This window comes from Paenibacillus sp. 2KB_22, from assembly GCF_052115745.1.
Lineage (GTDB): Bacteria > Bacillota > Bacilli > Paenibacillales > Paenibacillaceae > Paenibacillus.
In genome coordinates, this window is the sequence record NZ_JBFRHG010000002.1 from 919,317 (window position 1) to 944,553 (window position 25,237).

Genomic DNA, 25,237 nt, shown 5'->3' on the forward strand with positions numbered 1-25,237 from the left:
TGTACAAGAAAGAGAGCCTGCACACAGGCTCTCCAATCTGAATCATTTTTCCGATCTCATCGGTTACGCTGTTACTGGACACAAGCCTGCATGTATGTCCGTCCTCCATCTCCATCTTTCAGATATGGATTAAGTCCGAAGAACTGTTCCTCAGACACATATACACCTGTCAGCAATCGCCCTTCAAGCAATCCACCGTCCACCTGCACGCAACATGAAGGTGCGTCTACATACTCCTGATACAACGGAATCTGTCCATATTGTTGATGTACCTTGAAGACCTTGCCTTGCTCATGCAAAGGCCGTTCCGAGAAATAGGTAGGTACAATATAACGGGCAATGACATCCAATTCCTGAACGCTATAAAAGGGTTCATCCCCAAGCCATGGTGCAAACATTCGAATCTTCTCATATTGAGACCAGACAACCGCCTGAATCAGCATTTCTGCCTGAGCCAACCGGCCTACGCCCACATCCAGAATCAACTGCTTACCCTGAATTGTTTCTTCCATCTGAGACATCGTTGAATCAGGTTGGCTCAGTTCACATCCGATACACTTCCAGCCCCTGGACGTTTGAATCCATTTTTGCAGCACCGCCGGAGCTAATCTCGGACCATCGCTGTTCACAGAATGCGTATTCACTTCGGCTAAATCGTCCTTAACCGATTGGGAATATGCTGTGCGCTTGAATAACTCTGCAGCTTTTTTGTAGATTAGATGGACCTGGATGGATGCGCTCTCAAGTTCTGCAATATCTTTCTTGCCGTAGCGTACTTCGCGGGATAAGCTTTCTTCTCTCATGACAAGTGGGCCTCCTTCGCTCCGGCCGTCTGTGGCCATTTTCTATAGATTATACTACAACTCATGACAACATGTGCATAGCCCAAGAGAAAAACGACGATCCACGTTATACTTAAGACAAAAACCCCTGATTTCCACAGAAATCAGGAGTCTATGTCTTTCATGCAACGAAAGTGGGTGATGTTGCTTATACGTTAGTCAACCCACTTCTCAGCCCAATCTTGAATTTGATTCATGACAGGCTGGAGCGCTCTACCTTTATCCGTCAGTTCATATTCAATACGAACCGGCGTCTCAGGATAGACGTGACGAACCAGAATACCTTCACCCTCCAGATCTTTCATCCGTTCGGATAACATCTTATCACTCATAGATGGAATCAGATTGGAGATATCCTTGAATCGCTTCGAACCACTCATCAATGTTTGAATAATTAAACCATTCCAGCGCTTGCCCAAAAAAGAAAACGCCGTCTCAAAACGCGGACACATCCGCAAGTCTTGACCTTCCACATTAATCACCTCTTTAGAGATCACTCAACTTACATTTTGTTAGTATATTTCATAATAACATATTTAAGCATTAAAGAAAACGTCTGCCCCTAAAAAGTTTAAATTTTAGAAGTATAACTTGTTATATCCCAGTATACCTTACAGCCTGCCCCGTAACCATGGGAAATATCGTATAACTTCCCCATAATACTATCTTACCCAAAAAGAACCCAACTGCCACAGTCATCATCGACTTGCAGAAGGGTTCCTTGGTATAGATTATGTCATCCCCAGATTCTTTTGATTTCTTTCTAGGAATAAAGAAAATTATGAATTAAACCAGCACGCCACCAAATGGTCTTACAGGTTCGCTCTTGCCAAATTCCGGCTTAAAGCTGCGGGCAGGATATGCCCATTTTACTGCGTTACTGATTACTCTCAATATTTCCGGCTTGTAATAGGTCGGATACGTCTCATGACCTGGTCGGAAATAGAAGATTTTACCTTCACCACGACGGAACGTACATCCGCTCCGGAATACTTCTCCACCTTGGAAGTTGCTCACAAACACCAGTTCATCCGGTACTGGAATATCAAAGAATTCGCCATACATCTCTTCTTTTTCCAATACAATCTTGCCTTCAATGCCATCTGCAATCGGATGAGATGGATTAACACACCATACAATTTCCTGCTCGTCAGCTACACGCCATTTCAGATCGCAGCTGGTTCCCATTAGCGCTTTGAATGGTTTGGAGAAATGACCTGAATGGAGCACAATCATTCCCATCCCGTTCAGCACTCGTTGCGCGACCTTCTGTGAGATCTCATCGCTTACGCGATCATGTGCCATATGTCCCCACCATATAAGCACATCTGTGGAATTCAGCACTTCATCACTCAATCCGTGTTCAGGCTGATCCAGTGTAGCCGTACGAATAGCAAAGCCTTCGCCGCCAAGTCCGTCAGCCAGTGCTCGATGCAGACCATCCGGGTAGACTTCCCTTACTTCATCGTGAATTTTCTCATGGACAAATTCATTCCAAATGGTGACGTTGATCATATTCAATTTCCCCCTAGTGTAGCTCTAAACCCACCACATATCGCCCAGCGGCTCTTCAATCAATACTTGCTGGAGATTTTGTACGGCTTTAGAGAATCCTTCTTCAACCGACATCAGACCGTCTTCGTGTTCAATACTTACTACGTAATCATATCCGACCAGGCGCAAAGCACTAATAATGTCTGCCCATGTCTTGTTATCATGTCCATAACCGACCGAGCGGAACTGCCAAGCCCGATCCAGCATATTCGTATAATCTTGCATATCCGTTACACCGTGTTTGTTCACGTTTATAGGATCAATCGTTGTGTCTTTTGCATGGAAGTGATGGATCGCTCCTTCACGTCCCAAGATGTGAATCGCCTGCACTGGATCAATACCTTGCCACCACATGTGACTTGGATCCAGGTTGGCCCCAATCACTTCACCTGCTGCTTCACGCAGTCTCAGCAAGGTTGCAGGTGTATGAACAGAGAATCCACCGTGCAGTTCCAATCCAACTTTTACGTTGCGATCTGCTGCAAATTTCCCCCACTCTGTCCAATACGGGATAACTTTGTTCTCCCACTGCCACTTCAGGATCTCCTGGAAATCATTCGGCCATGGTGCAACAGGCCAGTTCGGATATTTGGCATCCTCATGGTCTCCCGGACAACCGGAGAATGTATTCACTACAGGTACTTCCAGCTTCTCAGCCAGTTCTACCGTTTTAACAAAATCATCATGGAATCCCTTCGCAATATCCTTTTGCGGATGAAGCGGGTTACCGTGACAGCTCAGTGCACTAATTGTCAAACCCCGTGATTCCACTGCGTTTTTGAAGTTTTTAAGTGCTGTAGGATTGCTTAACAATTCATCCGGCTTACAATGTGCATTGCCTGGATGTCCGCCTGTTCCGATCTCTACTGCTTTTAATCCCTTGGATGCTACATAATCAAGAGCATCCTCCAATTTACGTCCTCCGAATAGTACCAAAAATACGCCGAGTTTCAAGTGCGATTCCTCCCTGGATTAGATATCGAATTATTGCTGAATTCATGAATATTGAACTGTATACATTTACCGTTCAGATCATATGCCTGTTTGCTTAGTGTGGAAAATCGAGAGTGTTTCTATCCTGAAATTGAACGTAAGAATACTGGTTATTCTCCACCATTCGTATGAGCATCAAGCGTTAACACTTGTTACTCATGCTAGAGCGATTCCACGCTTTCAATCTCAGTTTGAACTGTGCGAGTTACTGCAAAAGCGTCATAGCTGCTCTCCAGATGTATGTGCTTGCCTTCAAGTGAAGAACGCTGGAATGAATGCATGGCTTCCAGTACGTGATAAGCGAGCTTGCCACTGGCTTTGTGTTCGCGTCCGGCACGAATGGATTCGACCATTTCGGTTACGCCGATGCCTCGTTCGTTTTGTCCACTTTCGAAGACTGGTTTGACTGTCTCCCAAGTGTCTTGACCGTATCTGCGAACCTTCACTTCCCCGTTAAAATAGTTGGGGTCCGGTACACTAAGCGTACCTTCTGTACCATAGATTTCGATACGTGGCAGATCCGAAGCTCCGCGAATATCGAAACTGGTAATCATGGTTGCAATGGCACCTTCTGCGAAATCAATGGTTCCTGCCAAGTGGGTAGGCGTCTCTACTTGCAGCGCTGTACCTTCCTTCGGCCCGGAGCCAATCTTGCGATCTGCAATCTGTATGCCTGCCGAGGCGCTAATTCTGCGTATCGGTCCAAGCAGGGTAACCAGAGCGGTCAGGTAGTACGGTCCCATATCAAACATCGGTCCTCCACCTGCAACATAAAAGAACTCCGGATTAGGATGCCAAGCTTCCGGTCCTCCACCCATGAAGAACGAAGTCGCTGCAATCGGCTTGCCAATCAGCCCATCCTCAATCGCTTTACGAGCCGTTTGAATGCCTGAACCAAGGAACGTATCCGGTGCAGAACCAACATACAATCCCTTTTCCTCAGCCAACTCAACAACCTTGCGACCATCTTCAAGAGAAATTGCCAGTGGCTTCTCGGCATACACATGTTTGCCTGCTTCGAGTGCAGCCAGATCGGTCATGGCATGACTGCCAGGAACCGTAAGGTTCAACACAAGTTCAATTTCGTTATTTTGCAGCAACTCATCTACATTGTAAACGTTTGCGATATTAAATTCATCTGCCCGTTCCTGAGCGCGTTCACGAATCAAATCCGCAACAGCCACGACTTCAATGACCGGGTTGTTTTTGAGATTTTCCAAGTAGATGGCGCTGATGTTACCACACCCGATGATGCCTGCTTTCATTTTCTCCACTGTGACGTTCATCTCCTTACGCATGGTGAAACTCTGCGTTTGAATGGTTGAGATACATATGTTTTGTTGGATGTTTCCTGTTCCTTAAATCTAATACTATGGTATTCCGTTTCAGCTTCAATTAAAATGAATAATATGATTGAAACATGAACTATCTGGTCATAATTTTCAAATCGCAAGGAGTATGCCCATGCCGACAGATCAATCCTGCCAAGTTCTTACAGCAGGCTTTTCATTTCATCGTAAACCCTACGCTATGGTGCAGCCTGAAGGGGTGAAGAACTACCTGTTAAGACTGCAAACAGACGGACGTTGCCGTGCACGCATTGACGGGGACATGTCCCTGGTGGATGCGGGCGATCTGCTTCTTTTTGATCCTGACGAGCCCTATGAGCTGAGAATAGACAATGAAACCAATCCGATGGGAGAACGACTGGTGGAGAGTGGCGACTATCACATCTTCTTCAATGGTTCCTGGGTGGATGAGTGGTGGAAGCGTCACAAACGGCCGACACGGATCAAAGTCGAACTGACGGAAAGTCTCTTAGTCCTGTTTCGACAGCTTGTGCTGGAGCAGCGCCGCATCTCCAATCCTTATCCGGAAATTTCAAGTTATTATATGCGAATTTTATGTCTCGAAGTGGATCGTCTGCTTGCGGAGCATCCAACGATAACCAATACCAATTATGTGGCTTATGAGATCAAGAACTACATTGAAGAAAACGCTTCCTCTTTATTCAAGCTGGATGATGTGGCAACACATATTGGCATCAGTGTCTCACGGGGTGTTCATCTCTTCAAAGAGGCATTTGGCAAAAGCATCATGCAATACACGCTTGACGTACGGCTGAACATGGCCAGGGAACGAATTATTTTCAGCCCAATGACCCTGGAGCAAGTGTCCGAGTCTTCTGGCTTCAACAACTATACCTATTTCCATCGGGTATTCCGTTCCCGGTTCGGCATGTCCCCGAAGGAATTCCGCGTCATTCACCGGGAACAGATGTAATCATATTAGTATACGTAAGTTGAACTTATTTGCGCGCGGCTATGGCCTCGGATACAACCATCGCCAGATCTTCATTGCCAAACATGGACAACACGCCAAGTACGGTATCATCCGGGATCTCACCGGCTTCCTCCTTGGATACAATCAGCTTCTGCACCTGCTGCAAACGCTCGTTGCTCTGCTGATTCGGGTAGGCTTGCCGGTACATCTCTTCCGGGTCCAAACCATTATTGACACACCACTGTGCAAATACGAGGATCATCATCTCTTCTTCCTGTTTATAGGTTTCTATAACAGCTTCCTCGATCTGTTTATTACGTTCCTTTTCATATTCATCCATGACTTCTAATCCTCCGTATGTGTATTCTCTAACTATTTGCGAATCAATTGTTCAGCCAGTTCATGACTGTCCATAACATGACTTGCACTGATCAGGCAATCATCAGGCGAGTCCAGACAAGCCAGGAAATTATCAACTGCTCCGCTAAAACCTCTGCGTGCTAACACGGTGTCCCAGCTCCCGAACGTTTCTTTGGTTTCCAGACTCCCCTGTTCCAAGTAGCTGATGGTGTCCATGTTCACCACTTCAACAGAACGTCCACCACCATGCAATTCGATCTTCTCCAGATCTGCCCCAGCTTCACGCACCATATCGAATCGACCGTAGGCTGTTCTGCCCAGCTTGGCCGTTCCGGTTGCATGCAGTAATCTGTCCAGATCATTCTTCCGAATCCATTGATGAAGCAGCTCCACATTATGATCCGAGTACCACAACATCAGATCGAGCATGTGGATGAGATCATCATAGATGGTTTCTGCCGCAGGACGATCCTGAATGCCTGTACGATGTTTGCTCACTGTCAGGGAGTCGAAGCCTTTTCCACCCTGCATCCATTGTTTCGCTTTTTGGTACATCGGTGCGAATCTGCGATTGAAGCCCACTGCCAGCAAGAGACCTTGTGCCTCGGCAAAAGCAGTCATCTCTTCCGACTCTCGAATCGTATAGGATAACGGCTTGTCTACGTACACGGCTAATCCCTGTTCCAGACATTGCATGACAATGTCAAAGTGCGCTTCTGTTGCTGTATGTACAAACACCGCATCCAAGTCCCAGGACAACAGTTCTTTCAGATCCGTTGTTCCCCGTTCTAATCGATACGCCTCCTGAACGACTTTGACCGGCTCCGGAGATCGGTTCATAATGCCTACAATTTCCACGTTCGGATGAGCTGTTAACAGCGGCAAATATACTTTACGTGCAATATCCCCCAGGCCGATAATTGCAATTCGTTTACGTTGGGTTGTTTCCATGATGATCATTCCACCTTCAGTTCGGTTCTATATTTCCACGTCCTATAGTGTAACCCTTCGGACAGCAACTTGCCAGTGATTGCAGCAGACTTCGTACGAATTGTTCAGACCATGGGCGAACGTGGTAAACTTATGAGGAACAGCAGTACAGATCGGGACACGACTAGACCGGCCTGATCTGAAAGGAGCGTTTGGGATTTTGCGAAAATGGTTATGGCTTCTGTTATATGTTTTACTTGCAGGAGTCACGTTTATTTACAGATATGAACTGCTGGCCTGGACCGATCTCCATCAGTCCATCCCGCTGTTACTTGCCATGGCAACATTGTTTGCTCTTGTGCCTGTGATTCCTTATAAGTTTGTTATCATCGCCTTTGGTTACAGCTACGGTACTACCACAGCAGCCTGGATATGCTGGCTTGGTACTACACTTGCTGCCATGCTCGTCTACGGCGGAGCAAGAACTATCTTCAGACATCAGGCGAGATCGTACCTCGAACGCATTCGGGGTCTGAACCGTTTTACCACATGGATGGAAGCACATCCGTTTATGGGTGTTATGTCGATGCGATTGTTGCCGGTCGTGCCTCAGATGGCCGTTAATATCTACGCAGGTATAACGTATACGCCATTCTGGGTTTTCATGGTCGCCACGGCAATTGGCAAAATGCCCGCGATTTTTGTTTTTGCCTATGCAGGTGCACAGGCTGAAACCTCCATCTGGCTGAGCTTGGCCATCCTTGCCGGATACCTGGTGTTCATGACCATTGTATTGCTCTTATTTCGCTTTCGGTCACGCAACAAAGCCTGAATTCAGAATTCGTAAGTCGTTCAGATCCAGTTTGTTTTCAATCCCGCTTGGTTGGCTTGCCAATTCAGGATATAATAGAAGAGCAAGCCCAATGCTTGTGTTAACAGGTTAATAAAAATGGTAGATTGCTGGAGCTCGAACACGAGCGCTAAATCTTCATCAGAAATGGAGTGACTATAGCATGGAACAACATTCAAGTGAGTTAGCAACTTTTGCAGGCGGATGCTTCTGGTGTATGGTATCCCCCTTTGAAGAACTGCCCGGTATTCACAAAATCGTATCGGGTTATACAGGAGGACATACCGAGAATCCAACATATGAAGAGGTCTGCTCGGAGACAACAGGACATGTAGAGGCTGTGCAAATTACGTTCGACCCAGCCATCTTCCCTTATAAGAAACTGGTTGAACTGTTCTGGCAGCAGATTGATCCTACGGATACAGGCGGGCAATTCCATGACCGTGGATCTTCCTATCAGACGGCCATCTTCTATCACAGCGAAGAGCAGCGTCAGATTGCGGAAGCTTCCAAAGCGGAGCTGGGACAAAGCGGGCGTTTTGACAAACCAATCTTCACTCCGATCTTGCCAGCCAAACCGTTCTATGAAGCGGAAGAACATCACCAGAATTATCACCGGAAGAACCCTGCCCACTACAAACGGTACAGCAAAGGTTCTGGACGCGTAGATTTCATCGAACGCAACTGGTCCGGCAACGTGGACAAAGACGGACTGAAAGAGCGTCTGACGCCGCTTCAATATGAAGTGACCCAGAACAGCGCGACCGAGCCTGCATTCCATAACGAATTCTGGGATCACCACGGTGACGGTATCTATGTGGACATCGTATCCGGCGAGCCATTGTTCAGTTCTACCGATAAATATGATTCCGGTTGCGGCTGGCCGAGCTTCACACGTCCATTGCGTGACCACAATGTGAAGGAGAAAACCGATCTCAGCCACTTCATGATTCGTACCGAAGTGAGAAGTCGTGAGGGGGATTCCCATCTGGGTCACTTGTTCAACGATGGTCCTGCCGAAGCAGGTGGAATGCGTTATTGCATCAACTCTGCGGCACTTCGTTTTGTACCCAAAGAAGACTTGCAAAAAGAAGGATACGGTGAGTACGCCGTCCTTTTCCAATAAGTTTGAATACCAAAAGAGCAATGGGATGATCCCGTTGCTCTTTTTTTGTACATTTTTGTTTTTCATAGACGAACTATTGTTGCCCGAGAATGCATTGAGCAGGTTTAGCTCGAGGAGATTTCCGAATTCAATGGGCTGGCAGGAGCCGTCTGATCATTATCAAATTGAATTCGTATCCCTGGAACGATACCCAGGATCATTACGGTAACCGAGATTGCGTAGACGATAAAAATGGATGTGCTATTCATCAATACACCTGACATGGAAGATCCAAGAAGCATCGTTCCGATGAATAAAGGCGTGATGGTGCCATTCACTCTCCCGATCAAATGCTCATCAATCCGGGTAACCAAGTACGTTGAAATGATGACGTTGATAAATGCCAAACTGATTGAGCTCACGAAGGTGATCAAAAGAGTCAGCCAGAACCAACTGGATAACACTTCCCCCATCGTGGTTACAGCCAGACATAGCACACCTACAAGCAGAGTTAAAGTCTGATTCAACTTAGCACTTACAGCAGCCGCAATACCTCCTCCAATCAATAAACCTAATCCGGATGCACCAGACAGGAATTGTACAGACGTTGCTTCAAGCCCCAGACGTTCGGTAATCAGAAATATTCCAAGTGGGCTGATGAGACCCGCAGAAAGCCCTATACAGATGAAAACCAGACTAAGCATTCTTAATGAGCGGGATTGAGCAACATATTGCCAGCCCTCTTTGATATCCGCAAACAATGAGGTATTTATTTCCCGCTGAGTGGCTTCTTTAGGTAGAAATGTGAGTAGAACTGCGGAGATGAGGAATAGAATGAGTAATGCGTACATGGATGCCTGAATTCCCATTGCCGTGTATATAAAAGTTCCGACGATCGGTCCGAGAATTAAGAACAACGATTGACCACTCTGGGTAATAGCAATTGCAGATTGCAAATGTTCTCCCTTTACATTTCGCTTCACAATCTTTAGAGAGGATGGCTGTGAAAACTGGCTAACGATAGAGGATACAAACGTGGCAACATATAAGATCTGCCAATAACCGGAAGATAAAACCCCAATAATCACGACAATGGACAACGTACTCAGAATATCTCCCAGTATCATCGTACGTTTGGGATTCCAGCGATCAGCCAGTGCACCGCCAATGATGGAGAAAACAAAAATCGGAGCATATTCAAGTACGGTAATCAGCGAGACGGCTATTGGACTTCCTTGAGTTTGATCCATCACATAATAGAGGATCGCCATATTCCGGATCCATATCGCCAGATTTTGCAGCAGATCAGACCCTGTAACGATTAAAAAAGCTTTGTTCCTGAACAAAGTGCTCATTCTTCATCTCCCTTTTAAACCGACTGTCCGGTTTATTAAAATTTAAAAAGAAAAACTGACTTTACATCAGCTTTTCATGGTTAACGTTGTTGAATGCCCGCCAATAGACTGGCCATGCCTTTGTGGTAAATACGACGAATATCTGCCAAGTCCTTCTCGTAATAGAGTGTCGTCAATCCGCTAAACAGACCGTAGATAATGTGCATTACATCTTGTGGGTCATCTGGTTTTAACTCCCCGTCCTTCATGCCTTTAGTAATAATGGACTCATATGTTGCATATGGAATTCGAATCAGGGAAAGCATCTCATCGAGCATCTCCTGGCTAACAACCTGGCCCGAGACAAACTCATTAATGGCGTGATTCAGCGGATTAGCCAAATCATCCACATAATGATCAGCAAGTCCATACAGTTTATCTATGGCAGTCTTATACTCGGATTCTTTGTCCAGCCAAGCATCCATCCAATCTTCATTATTAAGCTTGATTAGATACATGAATAGCTCTTCTTTGCTTTTGAAATGATAATAGATGCTGCCTTTACTCCGATTGTTAATCGTACAGATGTCTTCCATGGAAGTTGCACTATATCCCTTCTGGGCAAACAGTTCCTTGGTATTACGCGCTATGTCTTTCTTAATCTGGGTAACATCTTTTCTTCGTTTAACTTCGATTGGAAAAACCCCCATAAACTAAACCGACTATTCGGTCTAATAGTATCACAGCTAAAATACTCCGTCAATTCAATGTGCACCGACACCCTCTCATTGCTTCAGAAGATGTACAAGAGAGTGCCAGGCTACGCTTCAGGAAAGAAGTCGTCACATCATACTTACAATCCAACCAATCCAGTACGCAAATGGAATTAATAACAACTGTGCCACCATTGTACCGAATAAACGGGATACCAGCATACAGCCATAAATCTGATTCATGCGATCCAAACGGATCTCGCCACGTAATGATTTGTCACTGAGCAGGGAAATTCGCGGATCAATCAGGATGGTAAGCAAAATAGTCGCTATGCCGTTAATTAGCCCGGTCGATTGGGATGCAGCTACAGCCTGCCCTGGGTAAAGGTACGCTGCGTACAAGCTGGACAGGACACCCGTGGTGTAGATTGCGGTTACCGCTACATTCAACATCATTAACCGTCTTGGCATCCCATGCTGTACCAATCGTTTGGCCATCTTCCAGGATGGCGGGGTGATGTAATACATTGCATTTCTAATCTTGCTTCGCTTCAGCATACCGCGAACCATCGCAGGAATGGAACCGGCTGCTTCAAAATGCACCACCATTCGGGATGAGAGCTTCACCATGGTTGGGAAACACAAGATGGCTAATGCCGTTCCTATAGTTGCCGCACCCATTAACCAATGCAACTGTGCTGCAAAGTGTGGATTGGCCCCACGTGCTGCGGTATCCACCAGATTACCCACCATCGGACCCTGAGCCATATTGGAAGTTCGAGAAACCAGCAGCAAGATACCTGCCAATGAAATGGCTAGCGCGATTCTGCGCGTACGCAGGCCACCTAGACGAAGTGCATAAGACAGGCTGTCTGCGGCATGAATCAGCATGGTGAACAGCATAGGGATTGCCAGGCTAAGACTAAACATATGTACGTACTCCTTTATCTTCCTCTTATTGAATTTATTTCTTTCATGGACAGCATTATACGCCTCCAGCTTGCAAAAGTATAGGAACGAGATCCTTCTGTATAAAATGAACTAAAGAATAATTACACTGGACACTCCGATGACAGAACAGCCTTCAGATCGCTGTTATCCCCAGATTTTTTTGATTCCTTTTAGAAAGGGGTAAATCCGGGGATAGCGTATGCTTCCGATGTAGCTTTCTTTCAGAAAGCTTTTAGGCGAAGTTTATGCTTACGAAGTAGCTTTCCACAGAAAGCTTTTAGCTCCGCTTCTTCAGGTTCTTTCCGTCTTCTCCGTTTCATGTAAATGTTTATTTCAATTTATATAGATCATCGGTAATTGCATTTACGACCTCGGTGTTCATCGTTTATCCCTTCCCTCAAAGGGTAATATACAACTAATCCATTATTGTACAGGAGGGATTCATATGCCTTGGAACAAACAGGATTATCCGGTATCCATGAAAAATCTGAAGCCACGTGTCAGACATAAGGCGATTGAAATTGCAAATGCCCTGCTTGATGAAGGGTACGAGGAAGGACGCTCGATTGCCATTGCCACAGCAAAGGCGGAAGAGTGGGATGAGAATCATCCCGTGCCGAAAAGTTCGAAATCGAACTCCACATCTTCTTCCGAAAATTCTAATCATAAAGAGTCATCTTCCACGCAGCGTCGGCATTCCGAACCTGTTTCTTCGTCCAAGAGTCATGACAACATCCATGTCGTGCCTATCGACGCTGGCTGGGCAATCAAGGAAGAAGGAAAGTCCACCTATCTGTCTACATTTGAAACGAAAGCTGAAGCTGTGGATGAAGCTAAAAAACGCAGTAGCCATCAGAATATTCGTGCCATTATCCATAATCAGGATGGACAGATTGCATCTTCGATTAAGCCTTGACTGAATTGGACGATACCGGAAAATGACGGTATTCATCGTTGGCTCTTATTCTACAGTTCAGCGAATAATTAACCATGATCTGAGCGAAAACAACAAAATCCCTTTTGCTGCTGAAATGCAGTCAAAAGGGATTTTGTATGAACGTAACCGTCAATCAAGATCTCAACAAGATCCATACAGGTTATCATTATTCTGAAACGTATGATCAATGGGATACCCCTCTAGCCACCGTAGTCCGTTGTGAAACAGCAGCAGCATTAACTGCTTTGGCTGCAGCCGATGGCATCGGCAATTTCACAGCCGAAGTCGTAACCACGGTTCCGCGAGCCGGAACACTAACGACGTACGTAATGACTTTGCTGGCGATCCATACGGCCAGAATCGTATATAAAGTTTCTTTTACCGGAAGAAAGAAAAGCGACAATCCCAATACAAAAGCATCACTGACAAAGAAAACGGTTCCCAGCTTCCATCCCTTCCAGCGGCTAACCAGCACGGCGAGAATATCGTCTCCGCCTGTCGCTCCACCGAATCGAAGCACAATCCCAGCGCCTACTCCAGTCAATACACCGGATAGAACTGCCGGAATCCAGAGATTTCCGTTAAACGACAATACCAGTGTGGAGTATCGTTCAAAGCCGTCATAGAATAGGGAAAATGCAGCGACGCCAAGCAATGCCTGAATCATGAATTTCCAGCCTTTGAGGAACCAGGCCAGGATCATGACCGGAATGTCGAGCAACAACATACCGATGGCAGGTGATAAGCCTGTTGCGTATTTTCCGAGCAGGGCCAGACCGACAAATCCGCCCTCCGATAAATGATTCTGAAAGTTAATGTGATAATAGGCAAAAGCTAAAATAAATGTACCGAGCAGCATAATGGCGAATTTGATCGCCTCTGTTTTAACGTGTTGTAAGGTTAACGATGTTCTCTTCATTCAGGTTCCCTCGCAGTTTGTAGGTTGGTTTTTTAGACCGACCGTACCCTGCAAAAGGCAAGCCTGGAAGAAATCATCGTGTGTGTCCTTCGAATATTCATTCCAATCCCCTCTTTCGCAGAGTCAGCCGTTTTTTTGAACCGGTTGGTGTACTCTACAAGGGGCGCTATGTGTATGAGAGATCGTAACGTTTCCAGATTGTCCTTGGGGAGATTGTCCTTCGGGGACTCATGGTATCCTGATCCTTTCTGTTCTGTTGTGGTTAGCTGTGCTTGGTTAAACATTATACTTTACACTATAACACTTCGATTACAGTACCCTCTTCCGATCGCTGTTATCCACGGATTTTTTTGATCCCATATTTTAAATGGGAAAATCCGTTGATAAAGGCGAGCACTTCGTTTCTTCAGACGGGTTCTGCACTCTTCGTTACCGTGTAAAGATTCCGTTTAAACACCAAAGCTAACTTGCTTGTTCTTCTATTATATAACACCAACGTGACCGGGTCTAAACAGCGGACCCGTCAAATATGCGCATAAAGCAGCATCTGGGCTGCTCCAGCAGTCGTACGGGCACACCAGGATAAGCAATGCTTGCTAATGGTGCAACCTGCTCCTTTATTCTATGACCGAAGCTTCCAAAAATAACTGTCAGTCACCCAACTGTGACAAATTGGGGCCTTTTTTTATTTTCTTGTGCTTTTTAAAGGAATCATTTTCCTTTCACACATACACTATAGCAAACGTAATCGGCTTATGATTTGTCCAGTTCAGACGTTTCCAGACTTACTCTGCTGTTTATGGTATAATATAACAATTGAATCCCACTACCGTTTAAGCGAGGCGGATTGATGAAAACGTTAAAGCCAAGAGTCTTTATTGGCTGCTCGCTGGAAGCGAAGCCGATTGCAGCCGCAGTACACGAAAACTTACGTTTTTCAGCCGAAGTTACCCCTTGGTACTCCGGGGTTTTTAATCCAAGTAGTTATACCATGGACGATCTGGAAGTAGAGGTCCGTACGACTGACTTCGCGATTTTTATTTTTCATCCGGATGATATATCCAAAATTCGCGGGAAGTACTACGCGTCGGTCCGGGATAATACAATGCTTGAAATGGGTCTGTTTATGGGCCGTCTGGGACGAAAGCGTATTTTTTTCATTCTTCCTGAGGATATTACAGACATCAAGGACACGACCAAGGTCGAAGGATTGCGTATGCCCACAGATCTGCTGGGATTAAATCCACTCGTATATGAAATCCGTTCTGACGGAAAGTGGGCACCAGCCGTGTCCGTGGCATGTTCCAAGATTGCAGACAGTATTGAGGAACAAGGACGCTGGAGTGATCCAGAATTGGAGAATATCATTGAGAAGCATAAACGCACTGAGGGTGAAGCAAGGTTACAACTGCTTAAGTTGCTGCGGTTCTTTAGGGAATTGCTGCGTACCCGCAAAGCAGATGCTAAAATGCTGGAGCGAATGAGTGATGCCCTGCGTACTGCCTTTGTCTCTCATCCTCCATTCGCTGTACGTGGCACAGCCATATACCGTACAGATGACAGTGGTTATATTGAGCAATTATGTGGTAATGTTGGAGAACCGGGGAGAAAGTATGACTTGTCCGCTAATGACGACAAACAACCGGATGATCCCAAGCGCATCCTGGTGATTGATTCTTACCGGGAGAACAAGATCAAGATTAACCTGTATGATGATTACCTTGAGAAAGAGTATCTGCTATGCTATCCTGTAGCCAAGAGGTATGTAATCACCGTTCACATTATTGGACATATTGAAGCGGATGAGGCGGTATTTCAGCAGATTGACCTACAGAATCGTCAACTGTTCAACGCCATCAACGATTTGTTAGGAGGCGAACCGGAATGAAACCGGAAACGAAAAAAATAAGCAAGCGCTGGGGCAACGAAAAAAAGGTACGCCTCAGTTCTGCGCCCGAATCATCACGACCGGTTCCGGAACCCAAGGAAGAAGATCGTTTCCACAAGCCGGCCGTACCGCTAACGACCATTGGGCCCTCCCTGAAGGGCAAGGAAAGACCTTATAAGGTCATCCTTGAAAAAGAGGCGTTCTACGAAAAGCCTCAATATCTTGCTTAATTTCTAAACACATCATCAAACCTGCCGCTGAATCGGCAGTATTCCATAGGCCCCGCCGCCCAAGGCAGGGGCTTTTTTGTTGCACATTTTTAGTAGAGTGAACTACTTTCACTTGTTGTTCATAGCGTCATCGTTTTAAGGCAAGCCAGCCTTAGATGATTATTGCAATTGATTGCTTTATTTCATTGCTTGTTATTTACTTCTGTAGCAGACTGCACTGCATAAGGCTTATTTGGTTTATGGCCTTAGGTTTCCTGCAAAACCCATAAATTATACCTAATTTTGGATCGGGCTTGTCCTTAAATCCATAGCCTCATTCACGATCTGTATCCTCAGGAAAATAAGTTAATGCTTGCTTCCAATATTTCTCGGTTGTATTGTGTATCTCCATTACATATATTGATTATAATATAGGAACACATGTTCTGTAAATAAAAAATTCCAATTAAAGGTTAAGGAAGTGAACATATGACATCCTCAACTTCCGCCCCATCCCCTGCGGATGAAGACCATCGTCTAATTAAAGGTTTGGTTGTACGGACACTATTGCTGGATGTACTTGAGCGAGATATTCGAACGTTAGATACACTTATGCTTAAGATGCCTGAAGTCTACATTCTGTCGCTGACCCGTATTCAGAACAATGTGCTCAAGGAGATGTTGGGTCTTCGCAAGCAGATGAGAATTCGCGGTGTCAAAGTTCTGGAAGAGAATCGTGAAGCTGATGGTATCGAAACTCTGTATATGTGCAGGGGGTATTGGCAACGGTTCTATATGCTATGGACGTTCGCACGCAATGAAGTCAAAAAAGAACTCAGTCGGCATCTGCAGATGGACTTGGCACAGAGCTGATGCAACTCTGACCCTATTGAACCGGAGCATAAGCCCTGTTGTTATCCAAACACATATGGATCTGCGTCCATGTATCCGTCATTACGTTTGAATCCAACTCCTACTCGCTTCGTCCGCTTCACTGCTCGTATGATTCCGCGCCCTTCGCTTATTTCAAAACAAGTTGACCACGGAAGGTTATGTTCATTAAGATGGAGGAGAGATACCCAACCATTCCAATAAGGCATGATCTAAATTCAATTCCTATAATAAAAACAAGCTCCTGCCATTCATGGCAGATAGACTTGTACCGTGGGTTTTGATTTCAACTGGATATCTCTCAACGTCTTATCAATCAAGGAGCTGTACTTTATGGATTTGAATACACATTCGATTAAACGAACACCCGCACATACAGGCATTGCCGCAGATGTGACCGAACTAATCGGCCAGACACCTGCCGTTAAACTGAACCGACTCACAGGCAGCGACTCTGCTGACGTATACGTGAAACTGGAATACTTCAACCCCAGCGGCAGCGTCAAAGACCGTGCCGCATATAACCTGATCGTTCAAGCTGAACGTGCAGGACTGCTTCTTCCCGGTGCAACCATTATTGAACCAACCAGTGGCAACACGGGCATCGGTTTGGCTATGAACGCTGCTGCCAAAGGATACAAAGCGATCCTAATCATGCCGGACAATATGTCCAAGGAACGCATCAACATCCTGAAAGCCTACGGCGCAGATGTGGTGCTCACCCCTGCTGCGGAGCGGATGCCAGGTGCAATTCGCAAAGCGAAAGAACTTCAGGCAGATATTCCAGGAAGTTTCATTCCGCAGCAATTCGAGAATCCGGCTAACCCGGATATTCACCGGATCACCACAGCGCCCGAGATTATGCAGCAGATGGATGGCAGGCTGGACGCCTTCATCGCTACGGCGGGAACTGGCGGAACGATTACGGGAACCGGGGAAGAACTGCGTAAGCAGTTGCCCGATATCCGTATCTATGCGGTGGAGCCCAAAGGTTCTCCAGTGTTGTCCGGTGGCGAGCCCGGACCACACAAACTCGTCGGTACAAGTCCGGGGTTCATTCCGGACATCCTGAATACCGACGTATGGGATGCCATCATCCAGGTGTCCGATGAGGACGCACTGGATACGATGCGGCAGCTTGCTGCCCGGGAAGGGCTGCTGCTCGGCCCTTCCTCTGGGGCTTCGGTGTGGGCCTCCCTTCGCATCGCGAAGGAACTGGGGCCGGGGCACCGGGTGCTCTGCATTGCGCCGGATACCGGGGAACGGTATCTGAGCATGGGTATTTTTTAACACAGCTAACATCTGTACACATCAAAAAGGGGCTTCCGTGTCCCATAAGTCATGAGCCCATAAGTTATAAGCTTGACAGAGCCCCCCCTTATGAGCATTCATTTAGTACTCACTCATGTAGTGTTCATTTAGCGCTCATTGCTTCTAATGAACCTGAGACACGCTATTCACTCCTATTCACGCTGGTTGGACATGTACGAATCACAGCGGCGTTATTTCCCCGAATTTGGTTGATTTACGAGCTTAGAAGCTATTTTCGGCAAGATAACGTTACTGAGATTCGTTAGAATTTACATCTCTTCATTATCACCCCAATAAGGTGTGATAGGTTCGTTAGAATTTTGGAGCGATGTGGAGTGAGGGTAAATTCCTCAAAAAAAGAGAATAGAAGTACATTGCAGGAACCATCATAATAAAAAAATAAGCTCTTGCTCACATACGGATGGTGCATCCGCAGAGAACAAGAGCTTTTTTCTGATGGGAGCCATTTCGGCCCGGTTAGAACGCATAATCCAATGCAAATGTAGGATTTAGTACGATTTTGTATGATTTAGAATTCAGTCATTAGTGTGTCAGGGTTGTCCATTCCACACCTTCGGGAAGCAGGGCCGCAATGCGGTCTTTGGCTTCCTTTTTGGTATACAGTGATTCATCGAGAATGACCGCAGAACCGGAATCCGTGCTTGTCCGGATCAGACGTCCAAGACCTTGCTTCACACGCAGGAGCATATACGGAAGATCGATCTCTTCGTATGGTGCAGCCGACGCACTGCGTTTTGCATTGAACACAGGGTCCTGTGGCGGATACGGGAGCGACCAGATCATCACGTTGGATAATGACGGTCCTGGAACGTCCAGCCCTTCCCACAGATTAACGGAGCACAGCACACTCTCCTCATCCTGTTGGAATGCCGCGATCAGATCACTGATCTCCCGATCTCCCTCATACATAAAGCGCAAACCTTCTGCTTCAGGCACATGAACGATATCCTGCTTGAACGCACGCAATTCCTCCATCGTACGGAACAGGATGAGTGCACGTCCTCCACTCTCCTGAAGCATAGACACCGCGTCGCGCATGCGATTTTCATTTTCGGGATGACCCGGTAAAGCTTCATCGGTAATTTTCATCTTCATTTTGTCCGCATAATCATACGGGGAAGCCACCGAGAACGATACAAAATCATCAATGCCCAGGCTGTCCGCCACATAACGGAATGAACTATCCACAGATAACGTTGCAGAGGAGAACACGATTGGAATACCTGTGTTGAACACACGCTCATTCAGCATTTCCTTCACGGTACGCGGCATAATCGATAATGTCGTCTCGTCTTCACTCTCTTCCGCCCAGCAGATATAGCCGTCTTCCTTACGGAATAACGCAAGTGCAGACTGAATCATGTCCAAATGCTCTTCAACGACACGCATCTGGTACCCATCCAGCGAGAACAATCCACTTTCAAATACCAATTCTTCGCCAATGGCATCCAATACGTTGGTCAGACGTTCAATCTCACGCAGAAGTGGTGCTTCTACCCGAACTTCTTTCCGTTCCGATCCCGGAATCGCCACCGTATACGTATCGAGCAACGCAAACAGTCGCTCACTGCTCTCAATCGCTTCATCCACACGCTCGGCTAGGGATTCACGAATCTCTCCTTCAAGCAGGCGAGTCACGAGTTCCTCGAAGATGCGGTGTTTCAGTTTGTAACTCAATGCGTTCAGGGCTGCTTCTTCCAGCAAATGTCCTTCATCAAACACAACCGAGCTGTGGTCAGGCAGCAGAGGCAGTTGGCCCTCGCGTTTACGCGCATCATAAGTCCAGACATGCTCCATGTAGTAATCATGGGAACAGATGATGATGTCTTTGGAACGACGGTAATGGTCACGTGACAGCGTCAGGCCGCAGCGTTGTCTTTTTGGACAAACAAAACAATCCTGGAACGGGTCCCAGTTGATTTTATTCCACTGACGATCATTCAGATGCGGATACTGTTTGCGGTCACCATACGGATGGAAAGCCTGAAGTGTACCCGGCGTGTTCACAAAATCCGGCAAACTCTCGTGTACTTCTTCAATAACAGGCGCATCCTCATCGGCGAATCGCACCGCACTTAATTTGTTCAGACAGACGTATTGGTCCGGGGACTTACCCAGACGTGCGTCCACTTCCAAATCCAGATGTGCAGCCAGCTTCGCAATATCTCCGCCGGGCTTCACAAGCTGTTCAATCAAGGACTCATCGGCACAGGCAATCACCGCCGGTTTGCCCGTATAACGTGCATAACAGACCGCGTAGAGCAGATAGACTAACGTCTTGCCTGTTCCGACACCGGCCTCCGCCATAATGGTCTTTTTATCTCCATAGGCCCGTTCGAGCTGGTACGCCATAAAAATCTGTTCATCCCGTACCTCGAAGCCGGACTCTGGCAAAATATCGTAAAAAACATCGGCAACCCACTCTCCCAGACGGGATACAAAAGGTTCAGCCGGATCATATGCAAAAGGATAACGTTGTGTAGACAATCCTAGGTCAGCCTCCATTCTTAGACGCGGTCCTCTTTCATTTTCCGTTCAAAAAAGGCCGCAGGGCAAAAGTTAATTATCTCATGCGATGAGGCGGGTGACAAGCTTTTTTTTATGAGGAAATCGAAGGACAGTTGATTAGTTTTTTCAAAAGGTAGTTTAGATGTTCGTTGGTTGCCACGATGTATAGAACCTGCCCACAGGGAAAATATATACAGGAATCCAACTTAAGGAAAGGTGGCATTCCACTCCATGGATAACCATTCTTCACAATCCGAGCATTCCTCAGACCAATCAAGCGAGACTTTAACGGACCGACAGGGTCACCCCATCACGGACAATCAGAATGTACGAACTGTGGGCAGCCGTGGACCGACTACGCTGGAGAACTATCATTTTCTCGAAAAGATCACTCACTTCGACCGCGAACGCATTCCGGAACGGGTTGTGCATGCCCGGGGTGCTGGTGCTCATGGCGTATTTGAAGCGTATGGAACGGCCGGGAATGAACCGGTATCCAAATATACAAGAGCACGTCTGTTTCAGGAAAAAGGAAAAGAAACCCCCGTATTCGTTCGATTCTCAACGGTTATTCACGGTGGACACTCTCCCGAGACGCTGCGGGACCCGCGTGGCTTTGCCGTGAAATTTTATACCGAAGATGGCAACTGGGATCTTGTCGGTAACAACCTGAAAATCTTTTTCATTCGTGATCCGCTCAAGTTCCCGGATATGGTACACGCCTTCAAACCCGACCCGTTGACCAACGCACAGGATATGGAGCGGTTTTTCGATTTTGTCTCACTCAGTCCAGAAGCAACCCATATGGTGACGTTCCTCTTCTCCCCTTGGGGTATTCCGGCCAATTACCGTCAGATGCAAGGGTCAGGTGTCAATACATACAAATGGGTCAATGAGGAAGGCACGGGCGTGCTCATCAAATACCACTGGGAACCGCTGAATCAAGGCATACGTAACCTGCTGCAAAAAGATGCTACCGAGATTCAGGGGCAGAATTTCAACCATGCGACGCTGGATCTGTATCATGCCATTGAGCAAGGAGACTATCCCGAATGGGAGCTGTGCGTTCAGGTGATGGAAGATGGCGAGCACCCGGAGCTGGACTTTGACCCGCTGGACCCAACCAAGCTGTGGCCGCAGGAGCAGTTTCCTTTTCTACCCGTTGGCAAAATGACGTTGAACCGTAATCCCGAGGATTATTTCAATGAAGTGGAGCAAGCGGCATTTGGCACCGGTGTATTAGTGGACGGGTTGGATTTCTCAGATGACAAGCTGCTGCAAGGACGCACCTTCTCCTATTCCGATACTCAGCGTCACCGGGTCGGTGCGAACTACCTGCAACTGCCTGTGAATGCGCCGAAGAACCGTGTTGCGACCAATCAGAGCGGCGGGCAGATGCAGTATCAGGTGGATCGTGCACCGGGGCAGAATCCGCATGTGAACTACGAGCCATCCTCCCTTGGCGGGTTAAAAGAAGCTACACCACGCGGCCCGGAACATGAACCGTTGGTGGAAGGCAGGCTAGTGCGTGAGAAGATCGAACGTACGAATGATTTTGGACAAGCCGGGGATACGTACCGGGCGTTCGAGGATTGGGAGCGGGATGAGCTGATCAGCAACATGGTCGATGCTCTGGCCCAATGCAAACCGGATATCCGGGAGCGCATGATCTCTCATTTTACCCAAGCGGATGCCGACTACGGTCGTCGTGTGGCGGAAGGACTGGCGTCAGTGCCAACCGATGATAGTGCGACGGTCCAACCAAAACATGAACCAAGTGTCGAGCAAGCGAAGAAGCGCAGTCGTGAGACGGACGGATATTAAAGTGGGCAGCGTTGTAGAACTCTCGTCTATGCATCGCTTATAATGCATGAGATTGTTCGGACGATAAGTCCCAGCGATGGTTTAATGGAGCATATCGCTTGATTCGATGAGCCTTGCCATGAAGGACAGTGCCTACAATGATCAGATAATGCCGCTTCGAACATCGAACATCGCCCCAATAGTCTCGTTGCCTCTGGCATCCACTATGGGGCTTTTTGTTATGTGTTAATTGCCCCATCATTTCGATAAAGGCCACGAATTATGATTACGCTCCCCAATTGGATGCGTGCTGCTCTTTTTTTGAATATGCGAAGTTCATTTGGGTGGATTGAGGGTGAGTTTCGTGCCTTGAGGGTTGTAAACGCGTGCATCTCTAGGTTCATTTCAGATGATTCATCGTTAAATCAGGGCTACCAACCAATGTCAGGATTACATGTAACCTGTGTAACCCCAGGCAATGGGAGCGACTACGCCTAACCTGCCTGTATCTAGACCTATCTGATCAAATGATTATTGAAGATAACGTTTACAACATTTACCATAAAACTATGCTGTACAGATAGTATTCATTCCATCGCAATGAGCTACTTCATTGATGCATCTGTCCGGCATACCGCAACAGCTCACGCATTCCATTTTCCATTAACCAAGGAGGTCTACTAATGAAATTATTCCCATCCACATCTACTCATGTGTCTGCACGATCTGTACTTTCCCTGAAGGAGCGCTCCCTCAAATCAAAAATGGCCCAGATCTGTCTGAGTGCCGCATTTCCTCTTTTATTGATTGGTGGTGGATCGGTTAGCGCGGCGGATGTAATCCAGAGCAGCTTGCAAAATAATCCATCAGAAGCCGTGGCTACCTCAAGTGTGACACTTGCTACGGGTGATCTCTATGTCTCCCCTAACGGCTCAGCCAGCAATCCGGGGACCATAAATAGTCCAACGTCGCTGGCTAACGCATTGACCCAGATCGCTCCGGGTAAAACGATCTATCTGCGCGGCGGAACCTACAGCTTCTCGCAGACCATAACCATTGAACGTGGTAACAGCGGCACCTCCTCACAACGTAAAAATCTGGTGGCGTATGGATCGGAAAAACCAGTCTTTGATTTCTCCGCTCAAGCCTTCGCTTCCACCAATCGTGGACTGCAGATGTTCGGAGACTACTGGTTCGTCAAAGGTCTTGAGGTGAAAGGTGCGGGTGACAACGGAATCTTCATCGGAGGCAGCTACAACCGCTTGGAGCAGATCGAAGCGCATCACAACCGGGATACGGGGATTCAAATGGGACGTTATGCTTCCACCGCCGCCAAGAGTGAATGGCCTGCTTATAATGAAGTCATTCGTTCCTACTCCCACAACAACTATGACCCGGATGACGGCGAGGATGCAGACGGTTTTGCCGCCAAACTGACCGTTGGCCCGGGCAACGTCTTCGACGGCTGCATTGCGGCCTATAACGTGGACGATGGCTGGGATCTGTATAGCAAAACGGATACAGGCGCCATCGGCGCGGTCACGATCCGCAACAGCATCGCCTACGCCAATGGTGCAACATCAGACGGTACCTCCACCTCCAACAGCGATGGCAACGGCTTCAAGCTTGGCGGCGAAAAGATTGCCGTGAATCATATCGTTGAGAACAATATTGCTTTTAATAATAAAAAGCACGGCTTCACCTACAACAGCAATCCCGGTTCGATCCAGATGAAAAATAACACCTCCTGGAACAACGGGCAAAGCAACTTTGCCTTTGATGTAGGCACCCACATCTTCACTAATAACCTGTCCTTCCAAGGCGGCGCCAGTGACAAAACCAGCGGAACTGACGTCAGCAGCACCAACGTCTGGTGGAAGAACAAAAAAAGCGAGAACGCCAAAGGCCTGCTCGCCAGCGCAGCCGACTTTGTCTCCCTCGTGCCTTCGGTAACGCGCAGCGCGGACGGAACGCCTGTTTTGGGTAATTTCCTGAAGCTTGCGGGTGGTAGTGATCTGATTGGATCAGGTACACCAGCGGGTAAGAATATTGGGGCGCGGTAAGTTGGTTGGTAATAAGATAAAAGAGTAATTTAAAAGCAAAATCCCCTTCCCCTTTCCTCCTAAGCGGTGGTAATGGAGGAGGGGATTTTTGAATTGCTGTGTATTGTCTGCCGCTGGCTTATGAAGTAGGTAGATACTCACGGTTTGGCTAAAACCTCAATCATCAGTTTACCGCCTGTGCGAAAACCTTGCTCAAACGCGGCTTCCACATACATGGACGTGGATTGTCCGATTAAGTCTATCAGTTGTTCCAAGGCATCGTATTCGTTCTCGGTTAGCTGTGTTTTGTAGTCCTGCATCATGTCCGATATTTGACGATTGATCTCCTGATACTCTTCTTGCTCCGGATGAATCGACTCGTCCAACCGCAGGTTCCCGTGAAACAAATCCTCGATCAGGTTTGACATGTTATCCCCACCTAGTCTTTTTACCAACTATTCTCACTATACTTTAGCGGATTTTCCGCTAAAAATCAATAGCGGATAACACGCTAAAGTATGATATTGGTGAGGTGATGAATATGTATGCTCGTATACGCAATTTGCGTGAAGACAAAGATTTATCCCAAACACAAATGGCTACCTATCTTGGCTGTAGCCAACGTGTCTATAGCAACTATGAACGTGGTGAATTGGATATTCCCACAGCTATATTGATAAAGCTGGCTGATTATCATCAGACAAGTACAGATTATCTTTTGAATCGGACGGATGTAAGAAAACCATATCCTTGAACTATCAATCACTTACTATTTTTACTCAAATGTTTAAAA

At 46.9% G+C, this 25,237-nt stretch carries 24 protein-coding genes; 11 read left to right on the top strand and 13 right to left on the bottom strand.

Annotated elements, in window-relative coordinates:
* Positions 1–71: 71 nt before the first annotated feature.
* The 5 genes from AB4111_RS15085 to AB4111_RS15105 form a co-directional block, all read right to left on the bottom strand.
* Positions 72–803 (bottom strand): hypothetical protein, encoded by a 732-nt coding sequence (locus AB4111_RS15085; RefSeq protein ID WP_442032216.1) that lies wholly within the window; start codon positions 801–803, stop codon positions 72–74.
* A 194-nt stretch (positions 804–997) separates the two neighbouring features.
* Positions 998–1,294: a winged helix-turn-helix transcriptional regulator gene (locus AB4111_RS15090; RefSeq protein ID WP_253442681.1), complete on the bottom strand. Its 297-nt coding sequence runs from the start codon at positions 1,292–1,294 to the stop codon at positions 998–1,000.
* A gap of 334 nt (positions 1,295–1,628) precedes the next feature.
* Complete coding sequence (locus AB4111_RS15095; protein WP_017687549.1) at positions 1,629–2,357, bottom strand: ThuA domain-containing protein; 729 nt, start codon at positions 2,355–2,357, stop codon at positions 1,629–1,631.
* Positions 2,358–2,381: 24 nt separating this feature from the next.
* Positions 2,382–3,350 (bottom strand): sugar phosphate isomerase/epimerase family protein, encoded by a 969-nt coding sequence (locus tag AB4111_RS15100; protein ID WP_442032217.1) that lies wholly within the window; start codon positions 3,348–3,350, stop codon positions 2,382–2,384.
* Positions 3,351–3,550: 200 nt separating this feature from the next.
* Positions 3,551–4,663 carry a Gfo/Idh/MocA family protein gene (locus tag AB4111_RS15105; RefSeq protein ID WP_442032218.1) on the bottom strand — a complete coding sequence of 371 codons (1,113 nt, stop codon included), beginning with the start codon at positions 4,661–4,663 and terminating at the stop codon, positions 3,551–3,553.
* A gap of 190 nt (positions 4,664–4,853) precedes the next feature.
* Here AB4111_RS15105 and AB4111_RS15110 point away from each other — a divergent pair, with 190 nt between their 5' ends.
* Positions 4,854–5,672 (top strand): AraC family transcriptional regulator, encoded by an 819-nt coding sequence (locus tag AB4111_RS15110; protein ID WP_017687546.1) that lies wholly within the window; start codon positions 4,854–4,856, stop codon positions 5,670–5,672.
* A 25-nt stretch (positions 5,673–5,697) separates the two neighbouring features.
* On the opposite strand, the gene AB4111_RS15115 is transcribed toward AB4111_RS15110, so the two are convergent.
* Together AB4111_RS15115 and AB4111_RS15120 are read right to left on the bottom strand one after the other, a co-directional pair.
* Positions 5,698–6,012 carry a hypothetical protein gene (locus AB4111_RS15115; protein ID WP_091028755.1) on the bottom strand — a complete coding sequence of 105 codons (315 nt, stop codon included), beginning with the start codon at positions 6,010–6,012 and terminating at the stop codon, positions 5,698–5,700.
* Between the two features lie 32 nt (positions 6,013–6,044).
* Positions 6,045–6,983 carry a Gfo/Idh/MocA family protein gene (locus AB4111_RS15120; protein WP_442032219.1) on the bottom strand — a complete coding sequence of 313 codons (939 nt, stop codon included), beginning with the start codon at positions 6,981–6,983 and terminating at the stop codon, positions 6,045–6,047.
* Between the two features lie 199 nt (positions 6,984–7,182).
* On the opposite strand from AB4111_RS15120, the gene AB4111_RS15125 reads away from it, so the two are divergent.
* On the top strand, positions 7,183–7,794 hold the full coding sequence (locus tag AB4111_RS15125) for a TVP38/TMEM64 family protein (RefSeq protein WP_442032220.1): 612 nt from the start codon (positions 7,183–7,185) through the stop codon (positions 7,792–7,794).
* A 181-nt stretch (positions 7,795–7,975) separates the two neighbouring features.
* Positions 7,976–8,938 (top strand): peptide-methionine (S)-S-oxide reductase MsrA, encoded by a 963-nt coding sequence (gene msrA / locus AB4111_RS15130; protein ID WP_091028748.1) that lies wholly within the window; start codon positions 7,976–7,978, stop codon positions 8,936–8,938.
* Between the two features lie 104 nt (positions 8,939–9,042).
* On the opposite strand, the gene AB4111_RS15135 is transcribed toward msrA, so the two are convergent.
* From AB4111_RS15135 to AB4111_RS15145, 3 genes are all read right to left on the bottom strand, one after another.
* Positions 9,043–10,272: an MFS transporter gene (locus tag AB4111_RS15135; RefSeq protein ID WP_442032221.1), complete on the bottom strand. Its 1,230-nt coding sequence runs from the start codon at positions 10,270–10,272 to the stop codon at positions 9,043–9,045.
* A gap of 80 nt (positions 10,273–10,352) precedes the next feature.
* Complete coding sequence (locus AB4111_RS15140; protein ID WP_442032222.1) at positions 10,353–10,961, bottom strand: TetR family transcriptional regulator C-terminal domain-containing protein; 609 nt, start codon at positions 10,959–10,961, stop codon at positions 10,353–10,355.
* Between the two features lie 132 nt (positions 10,962–11,093).
* Positions 11,094–11,894 carry a lipid II flippase Amj family protein gene (locus AB4111_RS15145; protein WP_442032223.1) on the bottom strand — a complete coding sequence of 267 codons (801 nt, stop codon included), beginning with the start codon at positions 11,892–11,894 and terminating at the stop codon, positions 11,094–11,096.
* 466 nt (positions 11,895–12,360) lie between these two features.
* Here AB4111_RS15145 and AB4111_RS15150 point away from each other — a divergent pair, with 466 nt between their 5' ends.
* The gene (locus AB4111_RS15150; protein ID WP_442032224.1) at positions 12,361–12,831 is read left to right on the top strand and encodes a DUF2188 domain-containing protein; all 471 of its coding nucleotides are present in this window, start codon (positions 12,361–12,363) and stop codon (positions 12,829–12,831) included.
* A 205-nt stretch (positions 12,832–13,036) separates the two neighbouring features.
* Here the strand turns inward: AB4111_RS15150 and AB4111_RS15155 are convergent, their stop codons facing one another.
* Positions 13,037–13,771 (bottom strand): YitT family protein, encoded by a 735-nt coding sequence (locus AB4111_RS15155; protein WP_339256251.1) that lies wholly within the window; start codon positions 13,769–13,771, stop codon positions 13,037–13,039.
* A gap of 850 nt (positions 13,772–14,621) precedes the next feature.
* Between AB4111_RS15155 and AB4111_RS15160 the strand changes: the two genes are divergently transcribed.
* From AB4111_RS15160 to cysK, 4 genes are all read left to right on the top strand, one after another.
* On the top strand, positions 14,622–15,659 hold the full coding sequence (locus AB4111_RS15160; RefSeq protein WP_051447360.1) for a nucleotide-binding protein: 1,038 nt from the start codon (positions 14,622–14,624) through the stop codon (positions 15,657–15,659).
* Entirely contained in the window at positions 15,656–15,889 is a 234-nt protein-coding gene (locus tag AB4111_RS15165; RefSeq protein WP_091018200.1) for a hypothetical protein, read from the top strand. The genes AB4111_RS15160 and AB4111_RS15165 overlap by 4 nt, the downstream gene beginning before the upstream one ends.
* 468 nt (positions 15,890–16,357) lie before the next feature.
* Complete coding sequence (locus tag AB4111_RS15170; protein ID WP_253438912.1) at positions 16,358–16,741, top strand: hypothetical protein; 384 nt, start codon at positions 16,358–16,360, stop codon at positions 16,739–16,741.
* A gap of 351 nt (positions 16,742–17,092) precedes the next feature.
* Positions 17,093–18,049, top strand: coding sequence for a cysteine synthase A (gene cysK, locus AB4111_RS15175; RefSeq protein WP_442032225.1), 957 nt, complete (start codon positions 17,093–17,095; stop codon positions 18,047–18,049).
* Between the two features lie 564 nt (positions 18,050–18,613).
* Here cysK and AB4111_RS15180 read toward each other — a convergent pair.
* Complete coding sequence (locus AB4111_RS15180; RefSeq protein WP_442032226.1) at positions 18,614–20,578, bottom strand: ATP-dependent DNA helicase; 1,965 nt, start codon at positions 20,576–20,578, stop codon at positions 18,614–18,616.
* Positions 20,579–20,830: 252 nt separating this feature from the next.
* Here AB4111_RS15180 and AB4111_RS15185 point away from each other — a divergent pair, with 252 nt between their 5' ends.
* Together AB4111_RS15185 and AB4111_RS15190 are read left to right on the top strand one after the other, a co-directional pair.
* Positions 20,831–22,423: a catalase gene (locus AB4111_RS15185; RefSeq protein WP_442032227.1), complete on the top strand. Its 1,593-nt coding sequence runs from the start codon at positions 20,831–20,833 to the stop codon at positions 22,421–22,423.
* A 662-nt stretch (positions 22,424–23,085) separates the two neighbouring features.
* Positions 23,086–24,465 carry a right-handed parallel beta-helix repeat-containing protein gene (locus tag AB4111_RS15190; protein ID WP_442032228.1) on the top strand — a complete coding sequence of 460 codons (1,380 nt, stop codon included), beginning with the start codon at positions 23,086–23,088 and terminating at the stop codon, positions 24,463–24,465.
* A gap of 137 nt (positions 24,466–24,602) precedes the next feature.
* On the opposite strand, the gene AB4111_RS15195 is transcribed toward AB4111_RS15190, so the two are convergent.
* Complete coding sequence (locus tag AB4111_RS15195; protein ID WP_442032229.1) at positions 24,603–24,872, bottom strand: DUF6809 family protein; 270 nt, start codon at positions 24,870–24,872, stop codon at positions 24,603–24,605.
* A 113-nt stretch (positions 24,873–24,985) separates the two neighbouring features.
* Here AB4111_RS15195 and AB4111_RS15200 point away from each other — a divergent pair, with 113 nt between their 5' ends.
* Complete coding sequence (locus AB4111_RS15200; RefSeq protein ID WP_442032230.1) at positions 24,986–25,198, top strand: helix-turn-helix domain-containing protein; 213 nt, start codon at positions 24,986–24,988, stop codon at positions 25,196–25,198.
* Positions 25,199–25,237 lie beyond the last annotated feature (39 nt).